The sequence below is a fragment of the Pseudomaricurvus alkylphenolicus genome (genome assembly GCF_011683955.1).
Taxonomy (GTDB): domain Bacteria; phylum Pseudomonadota; class Gammaproteobacteria; order Pseudomonadales; family Cellvibrionaceae; genus Pseudomaricurvus; species Pseudomaricurvus alkylphenolicus.
In genome coordinates this window covers 400,339-421,403 of the sequence record NZ_JAAQPI010000003.1, presented here as the reverse complement: position 1 = coordinate 421,403, position 21,065 = coordinate 400,339, and the positions used below count along the sequence as shown (strand labels likewise).

Genomic DNA, 21,065 nt, shown 5'->3' with positions numbered 1-21,065 from the left:
ATGGGGATACTGCAAACCTACAATGACTTCTCTCTGGCAAGGAAGGGTATGAAAAGCTTTCTTGCACTGCCCAATAGTGAACGCAACATTGTCTTTTACGCAGAAGACGCTCACTCCATGATGCACTTCGAAGCTTTGATTGAGTGCCTTACCAAACGACACAACGAATTGATCTGTTACCTGACGTCCGAGAAAAATGATCCCATACTAGAGTCGTCAAATGACAAAATAAAAGCATTTTACATAGGCGAAGGCAGTGTCAGAACAAGCTTGTTTATGGGGATGCGGGCAAATATTCTGGTCATGACCATGCCTGATCTGGAAAAGTATCATATCAAGCGCTCTCGTGCTGATAAGGTGCATTATCTGTATCTGTTTCATGCAATGGTAAGTACTCATTCAAACTATCGGCAGGGCGCTTTCGACCATTTCGACACTATTTTCTGTACCAGTCCGTTTCAAATAGAGGAAATACGTAAAACGGAACAGGTATACCAGCTGCCGGAAAAACACCTGTACGCCGACGGTTATCGACGCCTGGAAGCCCTTATTGATGAGGTGAAAGTCTACCGAAAAGAACACGGCAACCCCTCGGACAGCGGGACAAAAACGATCATTGTCGCTCCGACTTGGGGTGAAAACAGCCTGATAGAAATTTGTGGACATGACTTGGTGAAGGTGTTGCTTGATCATCAGTATCGGGTGATCGTCAGACCACATCCCATGACTGTTAAACACAATTCGGTATTGCTGGAACAATTGCAACGAACCTTTGGAGGGAATCCCCGCTTTGAACTACAGACAGATATTCGCGAGAAGTGTGACCTGTATCAAAGTCACGTAATGATCAGTGATTGGTCCGGCGTGGGCATGGAGTACGCGTTCAGCTGTGAGAGACCGGTAATCTATATCGATGTGCCAAAGAAGTGCCATAACCCTGAGGCAGACAAACTCCAATTAACACCTGTGGAGGTTACTATTCGCGGACAGATCGGCCGGATAGTTGATCCTCAGGACTTGATTCAAGTCCCGAAGGAAATCGAGGCTATTTACAGAGATGCTTCTCAGTTTATTGAAGAAATTCGAAGGGTTCGTGATGAAAGTGTTTTTAATCTGCACAACTCTGTTGAGCCCGCCGTCATCGAATTACTTCGTATCGCCAGGCAGCATGGGAAGGAAAAAGACCTTTAGATCTAAATCGATGATTCCCACCATTCTCTATTGTTTAAATACCAGAGTATGGTTTCTTCAATGCCGCGTTGTATCGGCGTAGAAGCTTTCCAGTCTAATTCCTTTTCGATTTTCCCGGGATCAATCGCGTACCGAAAATCGTGACCCGGTCGGTCCGAGACGAACTCAATAAGGTCGGTATATTCTCCGGTCCTCAGCGGCTTCAGTTTGGACATCTGCAAGCAAATCATCTGCACCAGCTCGATATTGCTACGTTCACAGCGGCTGCCGATATTGAAATCGGAGCCTATTGGCGCCTCTAGCGCAACCTTCATAAGGGCATTGACATGGTCGTTTACGAATAGCCAATCTCTCACTTGTTTGCCCTGACCGTAAATTGGAATCTTTTCGCCCAATATGCAGTTGATAATGGTCTTTGGAACCAGTTTTTCAGGGTGTTGATGACTGCCGTAATTATTACTGCAGTTGGTTGTCAGACAATTTAAGCCATAAGTCACGTGCCAGGCTCGAACCAAGTGATCAGCTGATGCTTTTGAGGCAGAATAAGGTGAATTGGGTTTATAGGGGCTGGATTCTGTGAAGCTGCCTTGCTCCCCGAGGCTGCCATACACTTCATCGGTAGACACATGGAGAAATCGAAATGCCGCTTGTCCGGGGGCGTCCAGGCTTTTTTGGTAATCCAGACAGACTTCGAGCAGGCAATGGGTACCAAGAATATTGGTCTCAATAAATTCTGCGGTGGATTGAATGGAGCGGTCCACGTGTGATTCTGCGGCGAGATGTATAACGCAATCAGGTTGGAAATCAAATAACAGTGTCGTTATGGCATCTCGATCGCAAATGTCGACCTGATGAAATTGGTATCGGGGGCCTGAATCGAAGCCGATCAGATTCTTCAGATTACCTGAATAGGTGAGTTTGTCCACATTGCAGACTTCATGGGAGGTGTCTGCGATCAGGTGTCTGACCAGGGCTGAGCCGATAAATCCGGCGCCGCCGGTTAGCAAGATCTTCATGGGGCCTTCGTTCGATACCTAAAGTTGACTTCTAGATTGGTTTTACAATAGCTGACGTCGGAACTGGTAAACATCAAAAGCTCTTGACAGCGACAGTTCAGTTATCATTATACAAGTCGATGAATTATAATCGACCAGGTTTTAACTGGTGTTTATCCGAAACCCTATGCTTGCAGCGGACCGGTTTCTGGACAGACACTGACTATTACTTACCGTATTCTAGACGATTCCGGAGAAAATGGGTGATATATGCGAGTTTCTGTGATAATTCCTACAAAAAATGAGGAGGAGGGACTAGCCAAAATCCTACCCGAATTAAAGTCCATGTCATTCGAGTATGAGCTGGAGCTACTAGTGATCGATGATGGCTCTACCGATGCTACAGCCAGCGTTGCAAAGGAATACGGTGCAAAAGTAGTTTCACACGCTTACTCAAAAGGGAATGGTGCCGCGATCAAAACCGGAGCACGTGAGGCCAGTGGAGATATTTTTGTCTTTATGGATGGTGATGGCCAGCACCAGCCGTCTGACATTCCTCGGTTACTAAACGCGATGTCAGAAGGTTACGATATGGTTGTCGGTGCGCGCTCCTCCTCCGGTCAAGCGAGCGGTGCGAGGTGGGCTGGCAATGCACTGTACAATGGTTTTGCCAGCTGGATGGTGGAGCGTAAGGTAGAGGACTTGACGTCTGGATTTCGGGCGGTGGATGCCACTAAGTTCAAGGAGTTTCTATCTCTCCTGCCAAATGGTTTCTCCTATCCCACCACTATTACGATGGCTTTCTTCCGGTCCGGCTACTCAGTGGGTTACCTGCCTATTAAGGTCCACGAAAGGCTGGGTAAAAGCCATATTCGGCTTTTCAGAGATGGTCTGAAATTTCTCTTGATTATCTTTAAAATCGGCACCCTCTATTCACCCCTCAAGTTATTTACCTTGCTGGCGGCGGGGACGTTCTCTGCCGGTTTAGCGTATTATGTTTACACCTATATAAACTTTGAGCGCTTCACTAATATGAGTGCCTTGCTATTTACGACTTCGGTGGAGATTTTTCTATTTGGCCTGGTAGCAGAGCAAATTTCCACACTTTACTACAAGAAGTGATCCGGATATTACATTCGGTTTCTCCACTGGTGTCGAGCCATGTCCATCTTCACTCAATATAATAAATTCAAGGGTAAATTTGGCTACAGTCTGTTCCTGATTGGGCTTGGTTTCTTGGTCCTGCTATCGCGAGACAGCTGGACTACCTTGACTACGTCGCTGCATCGAGCGGATGTGTCGATTTTTGTCGGCTCGGTGCTGGTTGGGGTGCTGGGCAATTTTACACTCGCTATCTATTTTAATCGTCTGCTACGTAAATACGGGGTGGAAATCGGTGACCGACTTGCAATAAAAATGTATGTTGTCGGGCAGATAGCGAAGTACATACCAGGAAAGATCTGGGGAGTTGTTTATCAATCTTCCCACCTTCCTGATACAAAGGGGGTTAAAGGCATTGTCGTGGCCAACATTGAGCTTATGTTGGTTTCACTGGGGATGACTCTTGTGATTGCCGCCAGTTTGTTCTCTAGTGGTGTCAATCTGCCGTTATCAGTGTTTATTGTTGTCATTGGGTTAATGGCTTTCCTGTACCTCTATAGCCTGGATTTGGTGTCAATTAGCGCCAGATTTCTCCCCCGACGTTGGCAGCAGCTCCTGACCAGTGATTCGCATCAAACATTCGAAACGAGCTTGAAAGAAGGGAGCGTGTTCTTCAGCCTTTTCTTCCTGTCCTATACCATGTCCAACATCCTTATGTTGAAGGCGATATTTGGTTTGGATATTGGTGAGGCCAGTGTTTACACCGCCTTATTGGCCCTTTCTTGGGTGGCAGCAGCTCTGACACTGGTTGTCCCCGCTGGAATGGGTGTCAGGGAACTGATCTTTATCGGTGGGGCTGGCTGGGTATTGCCTGAGATACCTGCGGACGTCTTGATCAGTGTGGCGGTACTGGTTCGTGGGTGGCAGGTTTTGCAGGAGCTGGTCTGTGTGGCTTTGATTTCTCTACCGGGTTTTCAGCGTAGTTGTTCTTAGGAGGGAGTTACCCCAAGAATGGGCACAAGAGCTGCAGGCTTAATCCGGTTTATACAGAAAGTTTGTTTTTGGACAAACACTAGATGATAAACTTTCGAACCAACCGGCCTTCATCAATACCCAGCTCTCTGAATTGCCGGAAAATGGGTGCGAAATTCTGCGTCGCCGCGATCAGTATCGGGTGATCTGATTGCCCGACTGTGTCCGGAGACCGTATCTCTCGGCCAAAGTATGTGGTGCCCAGTTTGTTTGGGGTCGAATCAGCAAAGAAATCGACATATTCCGGTTTCAGAAACAGCGAGTTTTCCAGTAGTAACCGGGACTGTTCTCCGGCACCCCAGATAATTAATGGATTTTCCCTGTTAGGTTTGAATAGCACATCACTTATGCCTAATTTCTCAAGTTCTCGTTCAAACCGTAGAGTGTCGTCAGTTGTAAAGTTTGCGACCCGCTGACGAATCAACTCGTCAACGAATACCAAATCAACCCCCAGGTCACTCAGGCACTTGTACATCAATGCCATCAATGCCAAATCGAATGGTTCAACACGCTCTTCCGTGAAGTCATAGCTGATTTGAAATGTGCAGCTCAATAACTTGTACTCTTGAATCGTATCAACAAATGCCAGCACTTCCTGTTCGGAGCTGTTACCCTCAGTGAAGATATACTTTACAAAGGTGTTTTCAGCGCCCGCCTCGGCATATCTTTGCAGATTAGTTAACTGCTTCCTGAATCGGTCTTTACCTCGGACTCTTTCATAGGTTTCTCTAGTACCAGCATCCAAACTGCTGTACACCATTACCTTGCCCTGCCCAAGCAGCTCAGCCGTCGTTTTACAATACTTGACTGCATTGGTGATAACACGATGGCGGGATCTTGGTAATGCATTGAGTATAGAGGTGATCAAACGGGGAAATGCCTTGTCAGCCACAGGCTCTCCACCCCCCCAGATTATGGTGGCATCCTCGGCGAGACTATTCTTTTGCAGCAATTGCTGAACAAATGCTTCGATGTCATATTGTACTTTCAGTCCACCGTAGTATTCATCTGAGCAATAGGTACAAACCAGATTACAGACAGAATGGTATTCAAAGGAGAGTGTAGTAATCTTTGACTGTTCGATGGAGGGCCACTCTTTGAACTCCATAAACGGGCAGCCATCGCAGGGGGTCGCTTCGCCGCGATTGATACTGTTAAATAGCCGGGATTTGGCGGCAATGACCTCGTCCACCATCAGTCCGTTGGGCTGGATTTGGGTGTTATCCAGTATTGTGACGTCGCCCTGCATGAGATCGTCCACGAAAAAGCGCTTGCAACAGGTGCGAATTTCTTCAGGTCTCAGGTAGATGCCGTGGTGCAAATAGGAGCAACTCCAGCGCTTCGAAGAGTTACTATTGATAAAGTCGTAGACCTTCACTTCCTTGATGTTTTGCGGGAGCGATTTGCTCCCCATAACTTCAACGAAACGGTCGAATATCATGCGATAAAGCGATCTGTCTGCGGCTGCCAGGTGTACCCGCTGCAACAGGCCGGCAGCGGACATGCTGTTATATAGGTGTTGAAACAGCTCCGCACGTTTCGATGGTTGCTGGCCGTGGCGACAGATCTCTCTTGCTCGGGTGGCCAGCAGGGCGATAATCCCGGAGCTATAGGCACTGGCGTAATCCTGGAAGACACAATGTCGGTCAAGGAAGCCCGCCAGTTCTACATAGGCGCGAATAAAACCATCCAGATGTTTGGTGGAAATGGTATTGACGATAGAGTGCTGTCTCGAGTTTTTGTGATATAGGAGAGCCTCCAGAACGTGAATGCACTCCGCGTGCCAATAGGCTTTAAATAGGAAATCAACGTCCTCGTGGTAATCGTTACTGAACGTCAGTTGGTTGCGTTTCAACAGGTCCGTGCGGAAAGCACAGTAAATGACTGAATGATCAAGGTGCATTCGCAGATAACTGGATATGAGCTTGGCCTTTCCGAGTCCCAGATAGTGGGTGTCCGAGCGGCCGCAGTGCTGAGTGTGTATCTGCGCATTGGAGTGTTGCCCATAGTCCCAGTCAAACGCGATGATCTCACAATCTTTGCCGCTATTGGTGCCGAGAAATGACGTCAGGCTCTGGAAGGCAGAACTATCTAACTGGTCGTCGGCGTCAACAAACAGAATCCACGGTTCTTGGGCCTGTTCGATGCCAATGTTACGCGCCGCACCGGGACCGCTGTTAGACTGGGTTTTGAACGCACGAACGGCGTTATGTTCATCCACAAGGCGGGAAATGACCACAGGCGAATTGTCCGTTGAGCAGTCGTCAATCAGTAATACTTCCAGGCAACCGGTAACCAGTTTGCTCGCCTCAATAATGCTGTTGACACAATTGACAAGGGTGTCCTCAGCATTATAAACAGGGACAATGACCGTAAAGCCCGTTGTGCTCATCGCACTTTCTCCCAGGTTCTACTGTGAGTCGAGCGCTCCATTGCCTCCATGGTTCTGAGAATGTCCTCGGACACTGACAATGGTTGAACGAAATCACAGTACGGAGAATTGCCTTCTGTAAAGCGTATGAGGCTGTCGGCCAGATCGGCATAGTAGTTGGCAAATGCTTCTATAAATCCTGCTGGGTGGCCAGCCTTGAAGCGGGTGTAACGGTTCTGGTTGGCGATCCTCACGTCCGGGTTGGCGCGGTCAAGAATCAGTCGTCTGCCGTGTTGTTCGTTAAATATGAGGTACTCCGGCTCCATCTGAAACCACTCAGCAGAACCTTTGTCCCCATAGATCCAAATGCGAAGTCCATTGCTATGCCCAAGGGCGGCCTTGCTGTACCAGATATTGCAGTGAAGCTGGTTGCTGTACTCGACGATCGCCGAAACATTATCAATGACACCTCTAAAATTTCCGCAACTCTGCATGGTGGAAATTGTTTCCAAAGGGGTTTCCCCAGTTAGAAAGTTGACCATATGAAAGGCGTGGGTACCGAGATCCAGCGAAATGGTGGGAGCCTTGGCGCTATCCTCCAGCCGCCATTTTTGTGGCACGATAGCGTGATCCTGGCTGTCAAGCTTCAGGTAGCCCTCCAGTGGAGTATGGATATTGATTTGATGAATTCTTCCCAGTCGCCCTTCCTTGATCATTGATTGGAGTTCTCGCAACATCGGGTAGCCTGTGTAATTGTACGTTACCCCGACAAAGCGGTTATGAGTCTGAGCCATCTCGGCAATAGCATGAGCTTGCTCAGCGGTTCCAGTCAACGGCTTTTCGGAAATGACATGATAGCCCGCCTCTAATGCCTGCAGAATAACCTCGGTATGAGAGAAAATAGGTGTAAGTACTGCAACGGCGTCCAACTTGCCTCGTTCACGCGCGAGAAATTCCCGCCAGTCATGAAAAATGCGATTTTCATTGAGTGCCCAGTTGATGCCTGTATCTCTGCTGACCTCAGGGTCTCGACTGAAACATCCGGAAACCAGCTCCCAGCGGTTGTCCATCTGCGCGGCAATCTTGTGGGTGTACCCAATGGCGGAATTGAGTCCGCCGCCGATAAAGCCTAGTTTCAGGGCTGAGTCTTTCATTCTACGATTACCTTAATCCGCTGTTGCATAGTTTCGGACTTCCTTTGCAGCTCTTCCTCTGAATCAAATTTCAGAAATACAATACCGTGCTTATGAGTCAATACATCACTGACGATGTCGCCGGGTTTGTACCAAAGGCACTGATCGACAATTTTGTTTTTGATGGAGTCTTCAAATTCGATGTTCTTCAGAGTACCGGGATGCGCCCCCATAACGCAATGGCGCAAGATGAAGTTCTTGGCGGGTTTGTTCTTTAGATCTGAGCAATCCTGTCCGGTGTAGGCCTTGATCAGCCAGTGGGCGTAATCCAAACCAGTAGCATGCCGAACCAGGTCTATATACAGATCACCTGGAGGGCGTCTGCAGATTTCAATAATCACAGGCCGACCGGCCTGAAAAATAAACTGAACATGCACAATACCATCGCATAGGTTAAGTGCACTGGCGATGGTTTCGACGCTGCGACACAGCTCCTGTTCGGCTGCCGCCGCTGTATGGCTGGGGGCTGAAGCCCCCGAAACCAGATAAGGGTTGATGTAGTAGTACTCGTTGTCAGTGAAGTGAAATACCACCTTGCCATCGACTATGAAAGATGAAAATCCGTGGTGGCTGCCTTCGATAAACTCTTCAACGACTATCCTGTTGGCTCGGCAGACCTCAAAAGCGTTTGTTATCGCTGTTGAGATTTGTTGCGGTTGAGAAATCTTGCTGACGCCCTTTCCGCCGGTAAGGTCAACAGGTTTGACGATAACTGGCAGCCGGCTGTTCCGGGTTGATACAATGGCCTCGTTGATGTCATCAAATCTGTTGGCCTCGGGTGAGGCGATGCCGTGTTTCTGAGCGAATGCCCGATATTGGTCCTTATGGTGAATCTGCCGACAGATTTCAACACTGTCATGTCCGGGAAGGCCAAGCTTCTGGGCCACGTAGGCGCAGGAGATAGCGGCAAAGTCATTACAGCAAGGTACGATGGCATCGATGTCGAGTTGTTCTGCGAGAGTGAGCATTGCCTCGATATTTGAGTAGTCGGCGGGACGATATTCATTGCCATATTGGTGTCCGAGATCTTGCGGACGGTTGCCGCTTGTGATCACATAGTAGCCCTGCGCCTGAGCAGCCTTAATCAAAGGTATTTCGGCGTGGCCTCCTCCCACGAGCAACAGTCGCTTTTCAGTGGCCATAAAATGCTCCCAGGTGACGGCATACTAGCTCCACTTCTTCGTGAGGCATGTCTGTATAGAAAGGCAGTCGCACCAGCGTCTCAGAAAAGCGTTCCGAATTTGGACAATCGCCAGGCTTGCTACCAAGACGGACTCCTACATCCGACAAATGCAATGGCAAATAATGAAATTGTGCCATAACACCCCTGTCTTTCAGGAAGGTTAACAAGCGTTTTCTAGTGTGGTTGTCTTCCGTTAACACAAAAAACAAATGCCAGGATGGATCGCAATCTTTACCTATTTGTGGAAGGCAGAGATGCCCGGCGTTCTCCAATGGTTTCAGTCGTTGGTAGTATTCGTTCCAGATGTCACGGCGTTTCTGTTTTATGATCTTGTGGGCTTCGAGTTGACCCAACAGGTATGAAGAGAGTAAATCTGATTGCACGTAGGAGGAGCCAATGTCGAGCCAACTATATTTGTCCACTAGACCTTCAAAAAAACGGCGGCGATTGGTGCCTTTTTCTCTAATAATCTCAGCCCTCTCCTTAAACTGTTGATCATTGATCAGCAGCGCACCGCCCTCGCCACAGGTGATGTTTTTGGTCTCATGAAAGCTCAGTGTGGAAAGATGACCTAATGACCCCAAAGGTTGGCCATCATAGTAGCCATCTATGGCCTGGGCTGCATCTTCAATGACAAGCAACCCTTCTTTATTTGCCAGTTTCATAATGGCATTCATGTCACAGGCGACACCGCCGTAGTGCATTGGCACTATCGCTACGGTGTTACTATTCACAAGGGCTTCTGCGTGATCCGGGTCCATATTGAGCGTGCCAGGCAGGCAGTCGACAAACACTGGCTTGGCCCCCCGGTTGTAGAATGCGTTGGCGGTGGTTACAAAGGTAAAGGAGGGCACCAGAACTTCGTCGCCAGGTTTGGCATCGATCAGCATGGCACACATGTCGAGAGCGACGCTACATGACGTTGTCAGTAGAGCGCGATGACAACCAATCAGATCCTGTAGATACTGTTCACAGCGTCTTCCAAAGGGACCATCGCCGCCATGATGCCCACTTTCTATGACTTGATTCAGGTAATCCTGAGAGGAAGGCGCGTGATAAGGTTTATGAAATGGTATCATGTGAGGGATTCGCTCGACGTGCTTTGATTCATTGACTTCCGCTGATTACTCATTTTGGCGAAAAGTTCCTGCCATTGCGTTCGCAGGTTCTCTTCCGAAAAGGTAGTTTTGATGGCCAGAACGTTATGTTCGGCGATATCGTCATCGATAGGAGAGGGTTCAAATTCGTTGAGGTCAAAGGTTTTGATTCCGTTATCCTGCAGCAACCTGTGCGAGGTGATATCGGTTCGGATATAGACTTTCTTACCCATTCCCAGAAGAGAAACAATATTTCCCATGGCTTGTTGCCGTTTGTGGCCGAACACCCCGATGTCCACTCGTGCGAGCAGCTGATTGTACTGGGATGACGGTAGCAAATTTGTCAGCGGCTTAAACCTACTGCCGAAGAGTCTTTTGCCTTCTTCGATGACCTTTTCGGCGTGGTTGGAATCCCCATACGCCAGAGGGGTAATGATCTCTAGATTCAAATGTCTGTAGGGCTCCAGCATCTGCATAAGATCAAGATGGTTGTTGCTGGGGTCGGCAGAGTTGCCCAGTAATATTACGGTAAGGTCTGGTTCTGGGGGAGCTTTCGCTACTTCCTTAAAGACGTTGCTGGGGTAGAGGAAGCAACTGTGCCTGGTTCCTTTGGCGCCATACAGCGTTTGTGCCAGCCGATAATCGCCACCATTAAAGGTGATGATGTGAGGCAGGCGTTTAATTACCCTTCGGCGCAAAAACTCATAGGCGCGATGGTGAATGCCGGGCTTATCCAGTACCTGGTAAAAGTACAGATCTTTTCCCCAGATAGCCCAATAACTCTTAGCGCGAAGCGAGGGAAATGCCAGCAAATAAAGTAGCAAAACAGGAGACGACAGGCAGTGAATAATGATGTTCTTGGCCCGGAACATACGGAGCAGTAGTTTCAGGTTCGCAAGGGGGGAAAAAAAAGAATGGCAATAGATGGCATCCAGATGGGCCAGCCCTTCGAAGGGTTTACGACGTCTGTATTGAAACAGAACGTGTTCGTCGAGATCAAATTGGTGACGCCGAAGAAAGTCGAAAAATCCCTGAGTGAAGTTTCCGCTTGAAAAGATGTGCAGTTTTTCGTTGGATTTTCGATTGGTCATGACAACTTCATGTGATAGTTCGATTTGCGTTATCAAGATGCAAAATTATTGTTCTGTGGATTGTTGCCGATGTTCTGCGAGAATGGATCGCAAATAATCACCGTAGATACTGCTCACCTGGGTTCCTGCAGCGATCTCAACCTGTTCTTCGCTCATCCAGCCGCGGTTAAATGCGATTTCTTCCAGGCAAGCAATTTTAAACCCCTGGCGTTGCTCGATGATTTGCACAAAGGTACTGGCTTCGAGCAGGGAGTCGTGGGTGCCTGTATCCAGCCACGCGAACCCCCGGCCGAGAAGCTCGACTGACAATTGATGTTCCAGGAGGTAGCGCTGCAGGATGTCGGTGATTTCCAGTTCTCCCCGGGCGGAGGGTGTTGTACTTTTGGCAAAATCCACGGCCTTTGAATCGAAGAAATAGAGTCCGGTTATCGCGTAGTTTGAACGCGGCCTCTGTGGTTTTTCTTCGACGCTGACCGCGTTGTATTGATCATCAAATTCGATGACACCAAAACGATTCGGGTCCTTGACTGGATAGGCGAATACAAGCGCGCCGCCGTTCTCTCTGATTTTCCTAGAGGCCCTTTCCAAGACAGGAGTAAAGCCCTGACCAAAAAAAAGGTTATCACCCAGAACCAGGCAGGCGGGATCCGAGCCGATAAAATCGTCTCCAATCAAAATGGCTTCGGCGATGCCGCGAGGTTGTTCCTGGCTCCGATAGCTCAACCGAACTCCGATGCGTTGTCCGTTCCCCAAAAGGCGTTCGAAGGTGGTGCGATCCTCTGGCGTGGTAATAATGAGAATGTCCCGGATTCCCGCCAGCATCAATACAGAAATGGGGTAATAGATCATCGGTTTATCGTACACGGGGAGAAGATGCTTACACACACTTAGTGTTGTCGGATAGAGCCTGGTGCCAGTACCCCCGGCCAGAACTATTCCTTTCATGAAAAAATCTCCTCATTTGGCTTCAGAGGGGTAGCGATGCCTTCGCAGAGCCCTCCTCGGTTTTGCCACTCCACCGCTGCCATCTTTATCCCGTTATAAAGCTTCTCTCATATCCTCAAGAGAAAAGTTGTCGAGCATCACAATATAGGCACCTGCATCAACTACGTTGTTGCTGTTTGCTCTGAGCGACGGCACTTTCACATCGCCAGAGGCTGGAATTCTAGCAGCATGGGGGCTTGAATTCACTTTGGATGCTGCGCTGCCGTGATCGCTCCTGGAGTGTTATCAGCCTTCGTACTGCGGGCAATAGAAGCGGTTGGCTCTGATTGATATTCACTTTGGTTATAAGGGTATTACCTTCGGCTATTCGCTCAACGATGCGATTGTTACCACAGACACTCCAAAGGGCAGTGTCCACCTTGCCAACAACCTGCGCTCGAATGCAAACAGATGATGAAGTAGCGTATTCAGCGGTTTAGAAGTTGCAGTGACATGCGATCCTTCCATCCCTATGGTCTTTTGCAGCAGCCGTACTGAGGTGATTAGCGGAAACAGCAGAGTGTTGAAATAACTGCAGTAGTCCACGCGAAAGCCTTCTCTCGTTAACAGTTCTACCAATTGTGGTCTTCGATAGCGGCGATAATGATGGTGTTTTTCGTCGTGACCACTCCAGAGAAACTGAAATGCCGGAACGGTCAGCAGTAAGCGTCCACCTGGGGTCAGAATCCGTCTGACATGGGCCAGGGCTTGTTGTTGATCTTCGATATGTTCCAATACGTCAAGCATGCAGGCCAGTTCTACCGGCTGTTCAGGGTTAAACTGTTCGTTCAGTGGCAAATTATAAACCGGGCAAATACCTCTTGCCTTCGCCATTGCCCAGGCGTTTACTTGAGGTTCAAGCGCAGATAACTGCCCGAAACGGCTGAGCATCTCCAGATTGCCCCCGGTACCGCACCCAATTTCGAGGATTCGCAAATTTGTTAGGGGTATCTGTGTACGCAGTATCGACGTCAGAATTTCCCGGCGAGCAGTAAACCACCAATGGTGGTCCTCCATTGCGCGCATTTCCAGATATAGCTCCTTATCCATGGGGCGGATCTCTATCTGTCGTTGGGTTGTTTAATGTTCATCATTTCGGAAACGAGATATATCGGGCGGTGTTTACTTTCAGTGTAAATCCTGCCGATATATTCGCCGAGAATGCCGAGCGTGAGTAGCTGAATACCTCCAAAAAAAAGAACCACCACCATCAGTGAGGCGTAACCGGGAACATCTACGCCCGAGATAAGTACGCGGGTGATCAGAAATAAGCCGTAGAGGGCACTGAGCATGGCAATTATTGTACCTACATAAGTCCAGATCTTCAGTGGCCATGAGCCAAACGCGGTGAGCGCATCTATAGCGTAATTCCAGAGTTTCCAGTAATTCCACTTGCTATTTCCCTGCTGCCTGGGGCAGCGCTGAAAGTAAACCTGAGTTTGTTTGAAGCCGACCCAAGCGAAGATGCCCTTCATAAACCGATTGCGCTCCGGCAGAGAGCGAATCGCTTCAATAACTTTGCGGTCGAGCAAACGAAAATCCCCTGCGTGTGAGGGAATACGACTGTCAGCGGTATAATTGAAGAGTCGATAAAACAGGTCGGCGGTCAGGCGCTTGCCTAGGGTGTCTGCCGAACGGTCCGATCTGATGGCGTTAACAACTTCAAAGCCCCGAATCCACTGTTGGATCATCTCCGGGATCAGCTCTGGAGGGTCTTGCATATCCACATCCATGGGGATGGCACAGTCGCCGTCACAATGATCCAGGCCGGCAGTGAGTGCGGCTTCCTTGCCAAAATTCCTTGATAAGGACACCAGTTTGACTCGTTCATCGTCCCTTGCAGCCTCTGCAATGATGTTGTCGGTGCCATCGTTACTGCCATCGTTTACAAAAACGATTTCATAGGCGCAGTCGACGCTGTCAAGGATACCGGTAATTCGTGCAAGAAAATCCTGAATCAGGCCACGTTCGTTCCAGACTGGAACAATAATAGATACTTTGCCAACGGCAGACACTATAACTAACCCTCGTTCCTTTCGACTCTGTTGTTCTTGAGGATGCAATATATGATACAGGTGGCAAGCAATAAACCGATTAAAGTGCTCATTGCTCGATAAATCGCCAGCGCCGGAGGATATTCGAAAGGATAGGGCTGGTAGTTTAACAGCCGTTCAGCGTCGTTCATTTGATGCACTGAAAATCGGTCCCCAGGCTGGCATTGATTGCTTTTGGGAAACACATAGCACTCGGGCCGGGCTACGTTGATGCCCGATCCCAACTGCTTGTCGTATGGGCCATTGCGCAGCTCGAACGTCGGCAGTGCCTCTAGTCGATAGCCGAACAGAGGTTCATAGCACTTCAATTGGGAAGCGCCCATGATCAAAAGATCGTTGCCAACGTATAGTTGCTCGGTGCCGCCAATCTTTAAGGCTCCGCCGACCATGTGGCGGATAGAGAGAGTAGCATCGTTTTGTTTCAGTTCTTCATAAGTTTGCACTATCGCGGATGGATCATAGCTGTGGGTGAGATACCTGGATTTGTCCATGCTGGCATGGGTCAGGGCAATGACTACAGTCACCAACAGCAGGCCGGCATATCTTGCTCTGGTGAGATGGGCGCTGAGGTCAAGAGCGAAGGCAGCGATAAGAATAAGGATCGGAATATAGACAAAGAACCAACGAACATTAGAGCTGCTGCTCCTGAAGTAAGGCAGCTCTTTCAGTAATGATTCAATCCACGGATGATAGATATTCAGTAGTAGGGGGATTAACAGGCCGCCCGCCATCAGGCACAGGGGTAGCATCCGCCATTGTCCAAAAACTGATGGGTGTTGTTGCTTCTGGCGCCGAGTGAAGTGGTAGCGCAAACATGCAGCTATCGTCAGAAGCAGAGGCGCAATGGTAACGTTGTAGTCCCATTCGTGATTACCCAGTCCAATTTTACTGTTAACCCAGGAGTGGGAATCTGGCGGGACACCACCCCAGGCGAAATTGCTCAACAGGTTTGTCAATAAACTGCCAAGACTGTCGAATCCTGCTATCGGGTAAAAGTCTCGCGGGAAGTGAGACAGTAGGGCAAGAGTGGGGTATAGGCGGTAGGCGCCAAGCATCAATGCGGCGCAGAATCCGGCACAGGCAAATAATAGCAGCCGCCAGGTTCCACCCACCCGGCAGCAATGGCAGAGCCCAATGAGTACAGAAGATAGCACGGCGATTGGCAGCAGGGTCAGGGCTCCAGCCAGGATGTAGTAGCCCAGAGTAACCGTATACAGGCAAAAGTGAAGAGCCCGGCCGGAGCCATGATAAAGTGTGCCCTGGATCAGAAAAATACCGAGCATTGGCACTGTGGCAATGGCATGAAAGGTCAGATGGCCGACACTCATGTGGCTGAGGTAAAAGCCATTGAACATAAACAGCAAAGCCGCACCAGTAGCGGCCGCGGTAGAAAGTCCGAAACATTTGCGGACTAGCCACCAAGTACTCCAGTACCCAAGAGAGGCAAACGAATAAAAGGTGAGTTCTAGTGCTGCCCCGGGGCCCCACAGATTAAACAGCAATTGGGGTACTGACCAGCCGAGATGCTGAGGGTTCGCCATTGCAGGGACGCCACCGCAAAAAGCAGGACTGAACCATTGAGGGGAGAAGAGCCCGTTATTGCTGTACCAGAGAAAGCCATCCAGCAAATGGGGGAGAAAATAGCTGAAATCATGGCCAATGGAGCCTTGATCGGGATCGAGATTCGAGCCATATAGAACGCCATAAAACACCAGGCTCGCCACAAAAAAGCCGAATGATGGAATCCATGCCAGTCGTCCTGGGGTGTCAGGGCGAACATCAGCGGGGTGGAGAGCAGGGTTGTTCATTAATTGACCATCAAGTGTCCGTGTTGGGTCAAGTACTCATATTAACCTGAGGTTGGCTAGTCAGCCAGATAAGTGTGTTTGAATGTGTAGGTCCTTCCGTTCAAAGGGGGGGGCTCAAATCCCGCTCATATGTTTGCCGCCGTTTGGAATTGCGATGCCGCAGTGTTTTGAGGATGACGCCAGACAGATACCGCTTTGTCCAGCATGGTCTGCGCTTCTTTATGTTTGCCCATTCGCTGGAGATGAATCGCGACGTTCAGCCACAGCGTTGCTTGTTCCGACTTTATCTCGTCTCCTTGTTGCAATTCCAGAGTTCTTGCGAGAACTTCGGGAACTTTCAGTGGTGCTGGCGTATGTAGTCTGTTGATCTGATCAAGGATGGCGACGCCGACTGAAAAGTTATCAAACAGGCTATTGAGCAGAGTAAGTTTTTGCTGTTGTAGCTCAAGTGAGCTTTCGGAGTTGTCATTTGCACGAAGCCTGGCAAGATCGGTAACGATGCTGCGGGCATAGCCAGCCTTCAAGCGTCGCTGGTGTTCGTTGGTCCATGCATCGGAGGCGTCTGGATGATTGACCAGAGTAGCTGCGAAGATACTATCGGAATCTGCTTGCTGTTGCTGCATGGTGTCATCAGGTTTCCCAGGAAAATACTGCTGAATCAGCCACAGGTCTTGCTTTGGTGGTCCTTGAATAAAGCTTGTATCGGAGTATATAGGGCGACGGGTAGTATTTATTAAGTGGTTGATCTCTCTCGCCCGTTGCTGTGGCTCAGCGTCATGTGGAAATAGCCTGTTAGCATAGAACAGGCCATAGGGATTGTAGAGATCGAGGTCCGAGCGTTCTTGTTCAAGCAAGTGATAGAAGCTCAGGACGCCGACCTGGATATCACCGGAAAGAAACACAATCCCCTTATCTTCTATGCGCTCGAATACGGCGCTGGCGTACTCGCGAGTCCAGTTGTAGTCACTGCGCAAATTGACCTTGGCTGAGCCCGCCAGGGTCAATATCAGAATCGCCATCGCAGCTACTGTTGGTAGTAGCCGTTGCGTTCTGAAGTGGTTTCGAATTTGGGCTAATTGCTGAAGGCCGAGAGCGATCAGGAGGCTGAAGACCAGAAATGAGATTAATGGATAGACGCGAAATGCCAGTACCATCAAACGATCAAAATCGAAATTGAGCAGTGCAATAAGTAGTAGGCTGTTACCAACAATGATCAGGCAAATGGCGGACAGAAGTCGATAACCTGCATTCCGATATAGGCCGACAGCGCCCCAAACCCCAAGGGCAAAGCCTATCAGTGAAAACTCACCGGTTAGTTGTTTCAGATAAAACCAGAGGAAATTGATTTTGTCGAGATAGCCTGCACTCGGACTCGCGTCAATCTGACTGTAGTTCTGCCGTAAGACGTAGTAGAAAAACTCCCTGAGGTTGTCAATTGGACCTAGGAAACTGATTGCGGGATTGGTCTGGCTATTCCAATACAGGTACAAATAGGGTGATAGCCCCAAACATAACAAGGTAATCAACACGGGCAGCTGGGTACAAATCAGTTTCCAGCGATGGATCAGTAGTAAGAATAACCCAGGGCTACTCAGAACAATCAAAGGCCAATGATTGCTGATTGCCAGTCCGTAGCACAGTGCCAGCCAACGCAGTTGGGATAGACACTGTTCGTCGTTGGCTTGATAAATGCGCAATGACAGGTACAGCAGAATGGAAAACAGGAATACATTGAGAGTGTAGACTTCTGCGATAATGGCTTGCGACCATAGGGTTTGTGAAGCACCGAAGCTAAGAGAAACCAATATAGCAATGGGCAGTGAAGTTTTCAGGAGCATCAGGATTCGTACCAGCAGAGCACAGGTCAGCGCTGCCAACAGGCCGCTTAGGGCATGGATGCGCTCGGTAACAGTGCCGATGGGGATCTCCATTGCCAGTCGCGACAATATCGAGTGCAGAGGGTAGCCGGGTGGATGAGGAACTCCATTGAAGTAGGCCGAGAGAATAAACAGCCCATCATCTTCAAGGGCGACGATTCGTGGCATGGAAAGCAGATAGAGGCTGAACAGGGTAGCGGCAACGGCTATCGCAGAGATGATCGAACGGGTTTCCAGGGATTGCGGTGTTGTATTCCGGGGATGTACTTGCATTCAATGCTTCCAGGTGAATTTTGCCGTCATAGCATAGTTCCAGATAGAGCCCACGGTGGCTCCTAGGATGCCGGATAACCACCAGACCTGGCTGTGTTCAAAGATAAAACTGGCAAATTGCACATTGAACAAGGCCCCAATGGAACAAGCCAGAGAAAAGCTGGCGAAGCCCCCGAGCAGCTGCCAGCCCTTTAATTGTCGTTCTCTGTGGGTAAAAATGTTGTTGAGTAAGAAGTTGTTGAGCATGGCGACCAGGATGGCCAGGCTTTGTGACAGGACAAAGTCATTTCCCAGGTGTATGTGTGCAAACCACAGGGTGAAAACGTGCACCAGGACTCCGATAGCGCCGACACTGACGAATGACAGAAAACGGACCGGGATATACCGCCCAAGCGTCTTTTCCAATAATAGAGACAGATATTCCAGTGCCACCAATGCATCGAGTTTGCTGTCTCCGCGAGTTCGGGCCCGCATCTGATAGGGTACTTCCAAAACCCTGAGTGTTTTCGAAGACGACGACAAAATATCGATCAAGATTTTGAAACCAACGCCCGATAGATCGTGTATGACCGATTCCATGGATTTGCGGTTGAGCATAAAAAAGCCGCTCATGGGGTCGGAGACATCATGCTTTAACAGCAGTTTGCCCGCCAGGGAGGAAAGCTTGCTGATGAGCACCCGGTTGCTGGCCAGTTCGCCGGTGCTGCCTCCCGAGGCGTAGCGGGTTCCGATAACCAAATCGGCTTCCTCATTCTGTAGCGGTCTGAGCATTTCGACGAGACAGCGTTCATCGTGCTGCATATCCGCATCAATAACAGCCACGAACGGAGATGAGCATGCCAAGAAGCCTTCTATACAGGCTGATGATAATCCGCGCCGTCCGATTCTTCGTAGTAGTCGTACTCGTGGATTGTGCTCGCAGAATTCTTGCACCGCTTGGTGGGTTCCGTCGGGAGAATCGTCGTCGACAAACAGAACTTCCCAGTCAACCCCTGTGAGGGCTCGCTGCAAGCATTCGATCAGCGGTTCAATGTTTTCACGCTCGTTGAAGGTGGGGACAACAATGGTAAGGGTTGGCTTCAGGGCGGGTTTTCCGTCTTTTAGCTGGCCTGCGTCCACAGTTGTTTCTGCTTCCAGAGGTGATACAACCGATGTGGGAAGTTGATCTGCTTGCTGCATTTATTATTCTTCCTCACTTTTATGATCGCGGTGCAGATGCTGAGTGCAGAGACACACCAATGCGAGTGGTTGGATGGGAGTGGCGTTGCCAAATAGAAACGGAGTTAACTTCGTCTTAGCATTTTGGTCTGTCCGGCGATCGAAGCGCTCAGCCTACATCTCAAACCGCATCGACAAATCCACCGCTTTACAGTCCTTCGTCAACGCCCCAATGGAAATATAATCCACCCCGGTCTCCGCAATCGGCCTGAGTGTCGCATCCGTAATCCCCCCAGACGCCTCCAGCTTCGCGGCACCACCGTTTAGCTCCTTATTCCGCTGCACAGCTTCTCTCATATTCTCAAGGGAAAAGTTGTCGAGCATCACAATATTGGCACCCGCATCGACGGCTTGCTGGAATTCGGCCAAATTCTCCACTTCGACTTCCACCGGCTTGCCGGGTGCCTGCTGCTGGGCAGTCTTGACGGCTTTTTCAATGCCACCACAGGCCGCAATATGGTTTTCCTTGATCAGGAAGGCGTCGTAGAGACCAATACGGTGGTTGTAGCAGCCGCCGCAGGTGACCGCGTATTTTTGGGCGGTGCGCAGACCGGGAATGGTTTTGCGGGTGTCCAACAGGCGAACCTGGGTGCCGGACACCAGATCGGCGTAGCGCTGGCTGGTGGTGGCGGTGCCGGAGAGCAGTTGCAGAAAGTTCAGTGCGCTGCGTTCGCCGGTAAGCAGGGATCTGGCGGAGCCCTTGAGGCTGAACAGTGGGCTGTTGGCGGCGACCCGGTCGCCGTCGCTGACGTGCCAGGTGATTTCCACGCTATTGTCGAGCTGGTTAAACACCTCGTCCACCCAGGCGCGGCCGGCAATCACGCAGTCGTCGCGGGTAATGATGGTCGCTTCGCCCGGTGTGGTGGCCGGAATCAGTTGGGCTGTGATGTCGCCATCCTTGATGTCTTCGGCCAGGGCCGCCTTGACGCTGTTGCGCATATCTTCTTCAAGGCCTGGGATGGTGTCGATCATAAATTAACCTGCTGTGTTCAATAACGTCTAAAGGCGGGAATTCTAGCAGGACAAGGGCTCGAATTCACCGCGCTCTGATCTTATCCTGCGGGGTATTGGCGCAGGGTTAACTTGCCATCCCGTTGTCGGAATTCGATATTGCGCAGGGCGCTCATGCCCAGTAACACGCCTTTGCCTTTCATGCCGGGGTTAATGCTGGCGCGCACATCCCTGAGCTCGATACTGCCCAGCTGCAATCGATCAATTAATGTACTGTATACCCGCACATTGCCATTGGCGGTCGAGGCCATGTGGGACTGGCCCTTTTGCAGTCCCAGCGAGCGTGCCAGTTGTTCCGGCACAACCACGTCTGTGGCGCCGGTATCCAGCAGGAAGGTGACGGGGCGATTATTGATCTTGCCCCCCGCGACGTAGTGGTGCTGGCGATTGCTTTCCAGTATCACCTCCCGGTACTGGCCCGTATCTGCGCTCAAGGGGTCCCGGTTGGGATTGTCTTTCCTCTCCTGCCAGCCGCCGAGCGCCCAGGTCATCAATCCCAATACCATGACCCAAAAGATCATTAGCATGCCACGTCCCATGGGGCGGCTGTCTTCGGGGCTGTCGTTGTTATTCATAAGCGGTTATT

17 protein-coding genes are annotated in these 21,065 nt (G+C 49.9%); 3 read left to right on the top strand and 14 right to left on the bottom strand.

All coding sequences use genetic code 11. From position 1 onward, the window contains the following. Window positions 1-48: 48 nt before the first annotated feature. Complete coding sequence (locus HBA55_RS10575; RefSeq protein ID WP_166990251.1) at window positions 49-1,191, top strand: CDP-glycerol glycerophosphotransferase family protein; 1,143 nt, start codon at window positions 49-51, stop codon at window positions 1,189-1,191. 2 nt (window positions 1,192-1,193) lie between these two features. Here the strand turns inward: HBA55_RS10575 and rfbB are convergent, their stop codons facing one another. Further along, a complete protein-coding gene (gene rfbB, locus HBA55_RS10570; RefSeq protein WP_166990249.1) occupies window positions 1,194-2,207 on the bottom strand; it encodes a dTDP-glucose 4,6-dehydratase in 1,014 nt (337 codons plus the stop codon). 249 nt (window positions 2,208-2,456) lie between these two features. Here rfbB and HBA55_RS10565 point away from each other — a divergent pair, with 249 nt between their 5' ends. Both HBA55_RS10565 and HBA55_RS10560 read left to right on the top strand, forming a co-directional pair. Then, entirely contained in the window at window positions 2,457-3,308 is an 852-nt protein-coding gene (locus HBA55_RS10565) for a glycosyltransferase family 2 protein (RefSeq protein WP_166990246.1), read from the top strand. Between the two features lie 39 nt (window positions 3,309-3,347). Beyond that, a complete protein-coding gene (locus HBA55_RS10560) occupies window positions 3,348-4,280 on the top strand; it encodes a lysylphosphatidylglycerol synthase domain-containing protein (protein WP_166990244.1) in 933 nt (310 codons plus the stop codon). Between the two features lie 79 nt (window positions 4,281-4,359). Here the strand turns inward: HBA55_RS10560 and HBA55_RS10555 are convergent, their stop codons facing one another. The 13 genes from HBA55_RS10555 to HBA55_RS10495 all read right to left on the bottom strand — a co-directional run bounded on the left by HBA55_RS10555 (window position 4,360) and on the right by HBA55_RS10495 (window position 21,054). Continuing rightward, a complete protein-coding gene (locus tag HBA55_RS10555) occupies window positions 4,360-6,711 on the bottom strand; it encodes a glycosyltransferase (RefSeq protein WP_166990242.1) in 2,352 nt (783 codons plus the stop codon). After that, on the bottom strand, window positions 6,708-7,844 hold the full coding sequence (locus HBA55_RS10550; protein ID WP_166990240.1) for a Gfo/Idh/MocA family protein: 1,137 nt from the start codon (window positions 7,842-7,844) through the stop codon (window positions 6,708-6,710). Before HBA55_RS10550 ends, HBA55_RS10555 begins: the two co-directional genes overlap by 4 nt. Beyond that, a complete protein-coding gene (locus HBA55_RS10545) occupies window positions 7,841-9,025 on the bottom strand; it encodes an ATP-grasp domain-containing protein (RefSeq protein WP_166990238.1) in 1,185 nt (394 codons plus the stop codon). Before HBA55_RS10545 ends, HBA55_RS10550 begins: the two co-directional genes overlap by 4 nt. Next, window positions 9,015-10,145, bottom strand: coding sequence for a dTDP-4-amino-4,6-dideoxygalactose transaminase (gene rffA, locus HBA55_RS10540; protein ID WP_166990236.1), 1,131 nt, complete (start codon window positions 10,143-10,145; stop codon window positions 9,015-9,017). The genes HBA55_RS10545 and rffA overlap by 11 nt, the downstream gene beginning before the upstream one ends. Next, a complete protein-coding gene (locus HBA55_RS10535; RefSeq protein WP_166990234.1) occupies window positions 10,142-11,290 on the bottom strand; it encodes a TDP-N-acetylfucosamine:lipid II N-acetylfucosaminyltransferase family protein in 1,149 nt (382 codons plus the stop codon). Before HBA55_RS10535 ends, rffA begins: the two co-directional genes overlap by 4 nt. A 9-nt stretch (window positions 11,291-11,299) precedes the next feature. Further along, on the bottom strand, window positions 11,300-12,199 hold the full coding sequence (gene rfbA, locus HBA55_RS10530; RefSeq protein ID WP_166990232.1) for a glucose-1-phosphate thymidylyltransferase RfbA: 900 nt from the start codon (window positions 12,197-12,199) through the stop codon (window positions 11,300-11,302). A gap of 363 nt (window positions 12,200-12,562) precedes the next feature. Beyond that, the gene (locus HBA55_RS10525; RefSeq protein ID WP_166990230.1) at window positions 12,563-13,288 is read right to left on the bottom strand and encodes a class I SAM-dependent methyltransferase; all 726 of its coding nucleotides are present in this window, start codon (window positions 13,286-13,288) and stop codon (window positions 12,563-12,565) included. A gap of 11 nt (window positions 13,289-13,299) precedes the next feature. Further along, window positions 13,300-14,253 carry a glycosyltransferase family 2 protein gene (locus HBA55_RS10520; RefSeq protein WP_338109392.1) on the bottom strand — a complete coding sequence of 318 codons (954 nt, stop codon included), beginning with the start codon at window positions 14,251-14,253 and terminating at the stop codon, window positions 13,300-13,302. A 5-nt stretch (window positions 14,254-14,258) separates the two neighbouring features. Beyond that, window positions 14,259-16,100, bottom strand: coding sequence for a hypothetical protein (locus HBA55_RS10515; RefSeq protein WP_166990228.1), 1,842 nt, complete (start codon window positions 16,098-16,100; stop codon window positions 14,259-14,261). 125 nt (window positions 16,101-16,225) lie between these two features. Next, window positions 16,226-18,250, bottom strand: a complete 2,025-nt coding sequence (locus HBA55_RS10510) for a protein O-mannosyl-transferase family (RefSeq protein WP_166990226.1) — start codon at window positions 18,248-18,250, stop codon at window positions 16,226-16,228. After that, window positions 18,251-19,429: a glycosyltransferase gene (locus HBA55_RS10505; RefSeq protein ID WP_166990224.1), complete on the bottom strand. Its 1,179-nt coding sequence runs from the start codon at window positions 19,427-19,429 to the stop codon at window positions 18,251-18,253. It lies immediately after the preceding gene. 153 nt (window positions 19,430-19,582) lie between these two features. After that, on the bottom strand, window positions 19,583-20,440 hold the full coding sequence (gene nadC, locus HBA55_RS10500; RefSeq protein WP_166990222.1) for a carboxylating nicotinate-nucleotide diphosphorylase: 858 nt from the start codon (window positions 20,438-20,440) through the stop codon (window positions 19,583-19,585). Window positions 20,441-20,520: 80 nt separating this feature from the next. Further along, complete coding sequence (locus HBA55_RS10495; RefSeq protein WP_166990219.1) at window positions 20,521-21,054, bottom strand: retropepsin-like aspartic protease family protein; 534 nt, start codon at window positions 21,052-21,054, stop codon at window positions 20,521-20,523. Window positions 21,055-21,065: the final 11 nt, after the last annotated feature.

Coding starts and splice junctions, on each gene's coding strand:
- HBA55_RS10575 (WP_166990251.1), top strand. CDS start 49: ATGAAAAGCTTTCTTGCACTGCCCAATAGTGAACGCAACATTGTCTTT.
- rfbB (WP_166990249.1), bottom strand. CDS start 2,207: ATGAAGATCTTGCTAACCGGCGGCGCCGGATTTATCGGCTCAGCCCTG.
- HBA55_RS10565 (WP_166990246.1), top strand. CDS start 2,457: ATGCGAGTTTCTGTGATAATTCCTACAAAAAATGAGGAGGAGGGACTA.
- HBA55_RS10560 (WP_166990244.1), top strand. CDS start 3,348: ATGTCCATCTTCACTCAATATAATAAATTCAAGGGTAAATTTGGCTAC.
- HBA55_RS10555 (WP_166990242.1), bottom strand. CDS start 6,711: ATGAGCACAACGGGCTTTACGGTCATTGTCCCTGTTTATAATGCTGAG.
- HBA55_RS10550 (WP_166990240.1), bottom strand. CDS start 7,844: ATGAAAGACTCAGCCCTGAAACTAGGCTTTATCGGCGGCGGACTCAAT.
- HBA55_RS10545 (WP_166990238.1), bottom strand. CDS start 9,025: ATGGCCACTGAAAAGCGACTGTTGCTCGTGGGAGGAGGCCACGCCGAA.
- rffA (WP_166990236.1), bottom strand. CDS start 10,145: ATGATACCATTTCATAAACCTTATCACGCGCCTTCCTCTCAGGATTAC.
- rfbA (WP_166990232.1), bottom strand. CDS start 12,199: ATGAAAGGAATAGTTCTGGCCGGGGGTACTGGCACCAGGCTCTATCCG.
- HBA55_RS10525 (WP_166990230.1), bottom strand. CDS start 13,288: ATGGATAAGGAGCTATATCTGGAAATGCGCGCAATGGAGGACCACCAT.
- HBA55_RS10515 (WP_166990228.1), bottom strand. CDS start 16,100: ATGAACAACCCTGCTCTCCACCCCGCTGATGTTCGCCCTGACACCCCA.
- HBA55_RS10510 (WP_166990226.1), bottom strand. CDS start 18,250: ATGCAAGTACATCCCCGGAATACAACACCGCAATCCCTGGAAACCCGT.
- HBA55_RS10505 (WP_166990224.1), bottom strand. CDS start 19,429: ATGCAGCAAGCAGATCAACTTCCCACATCGGTTGTATCACCTCTGGAA.
- nadC (WP_166990222.1), bottom strand. CDS start 20,440: ATGATCGACACCATCCCAGGCCTTGAAGAAGATATGCGCAACAGCGTC.
- HBA55_RS10495 (WP_166990219.1), bottom strand. CDS start 21,054: ATGAATAACAACGACAGCCCCGAAGACAGCCGCCCCATGGGACGTGGC.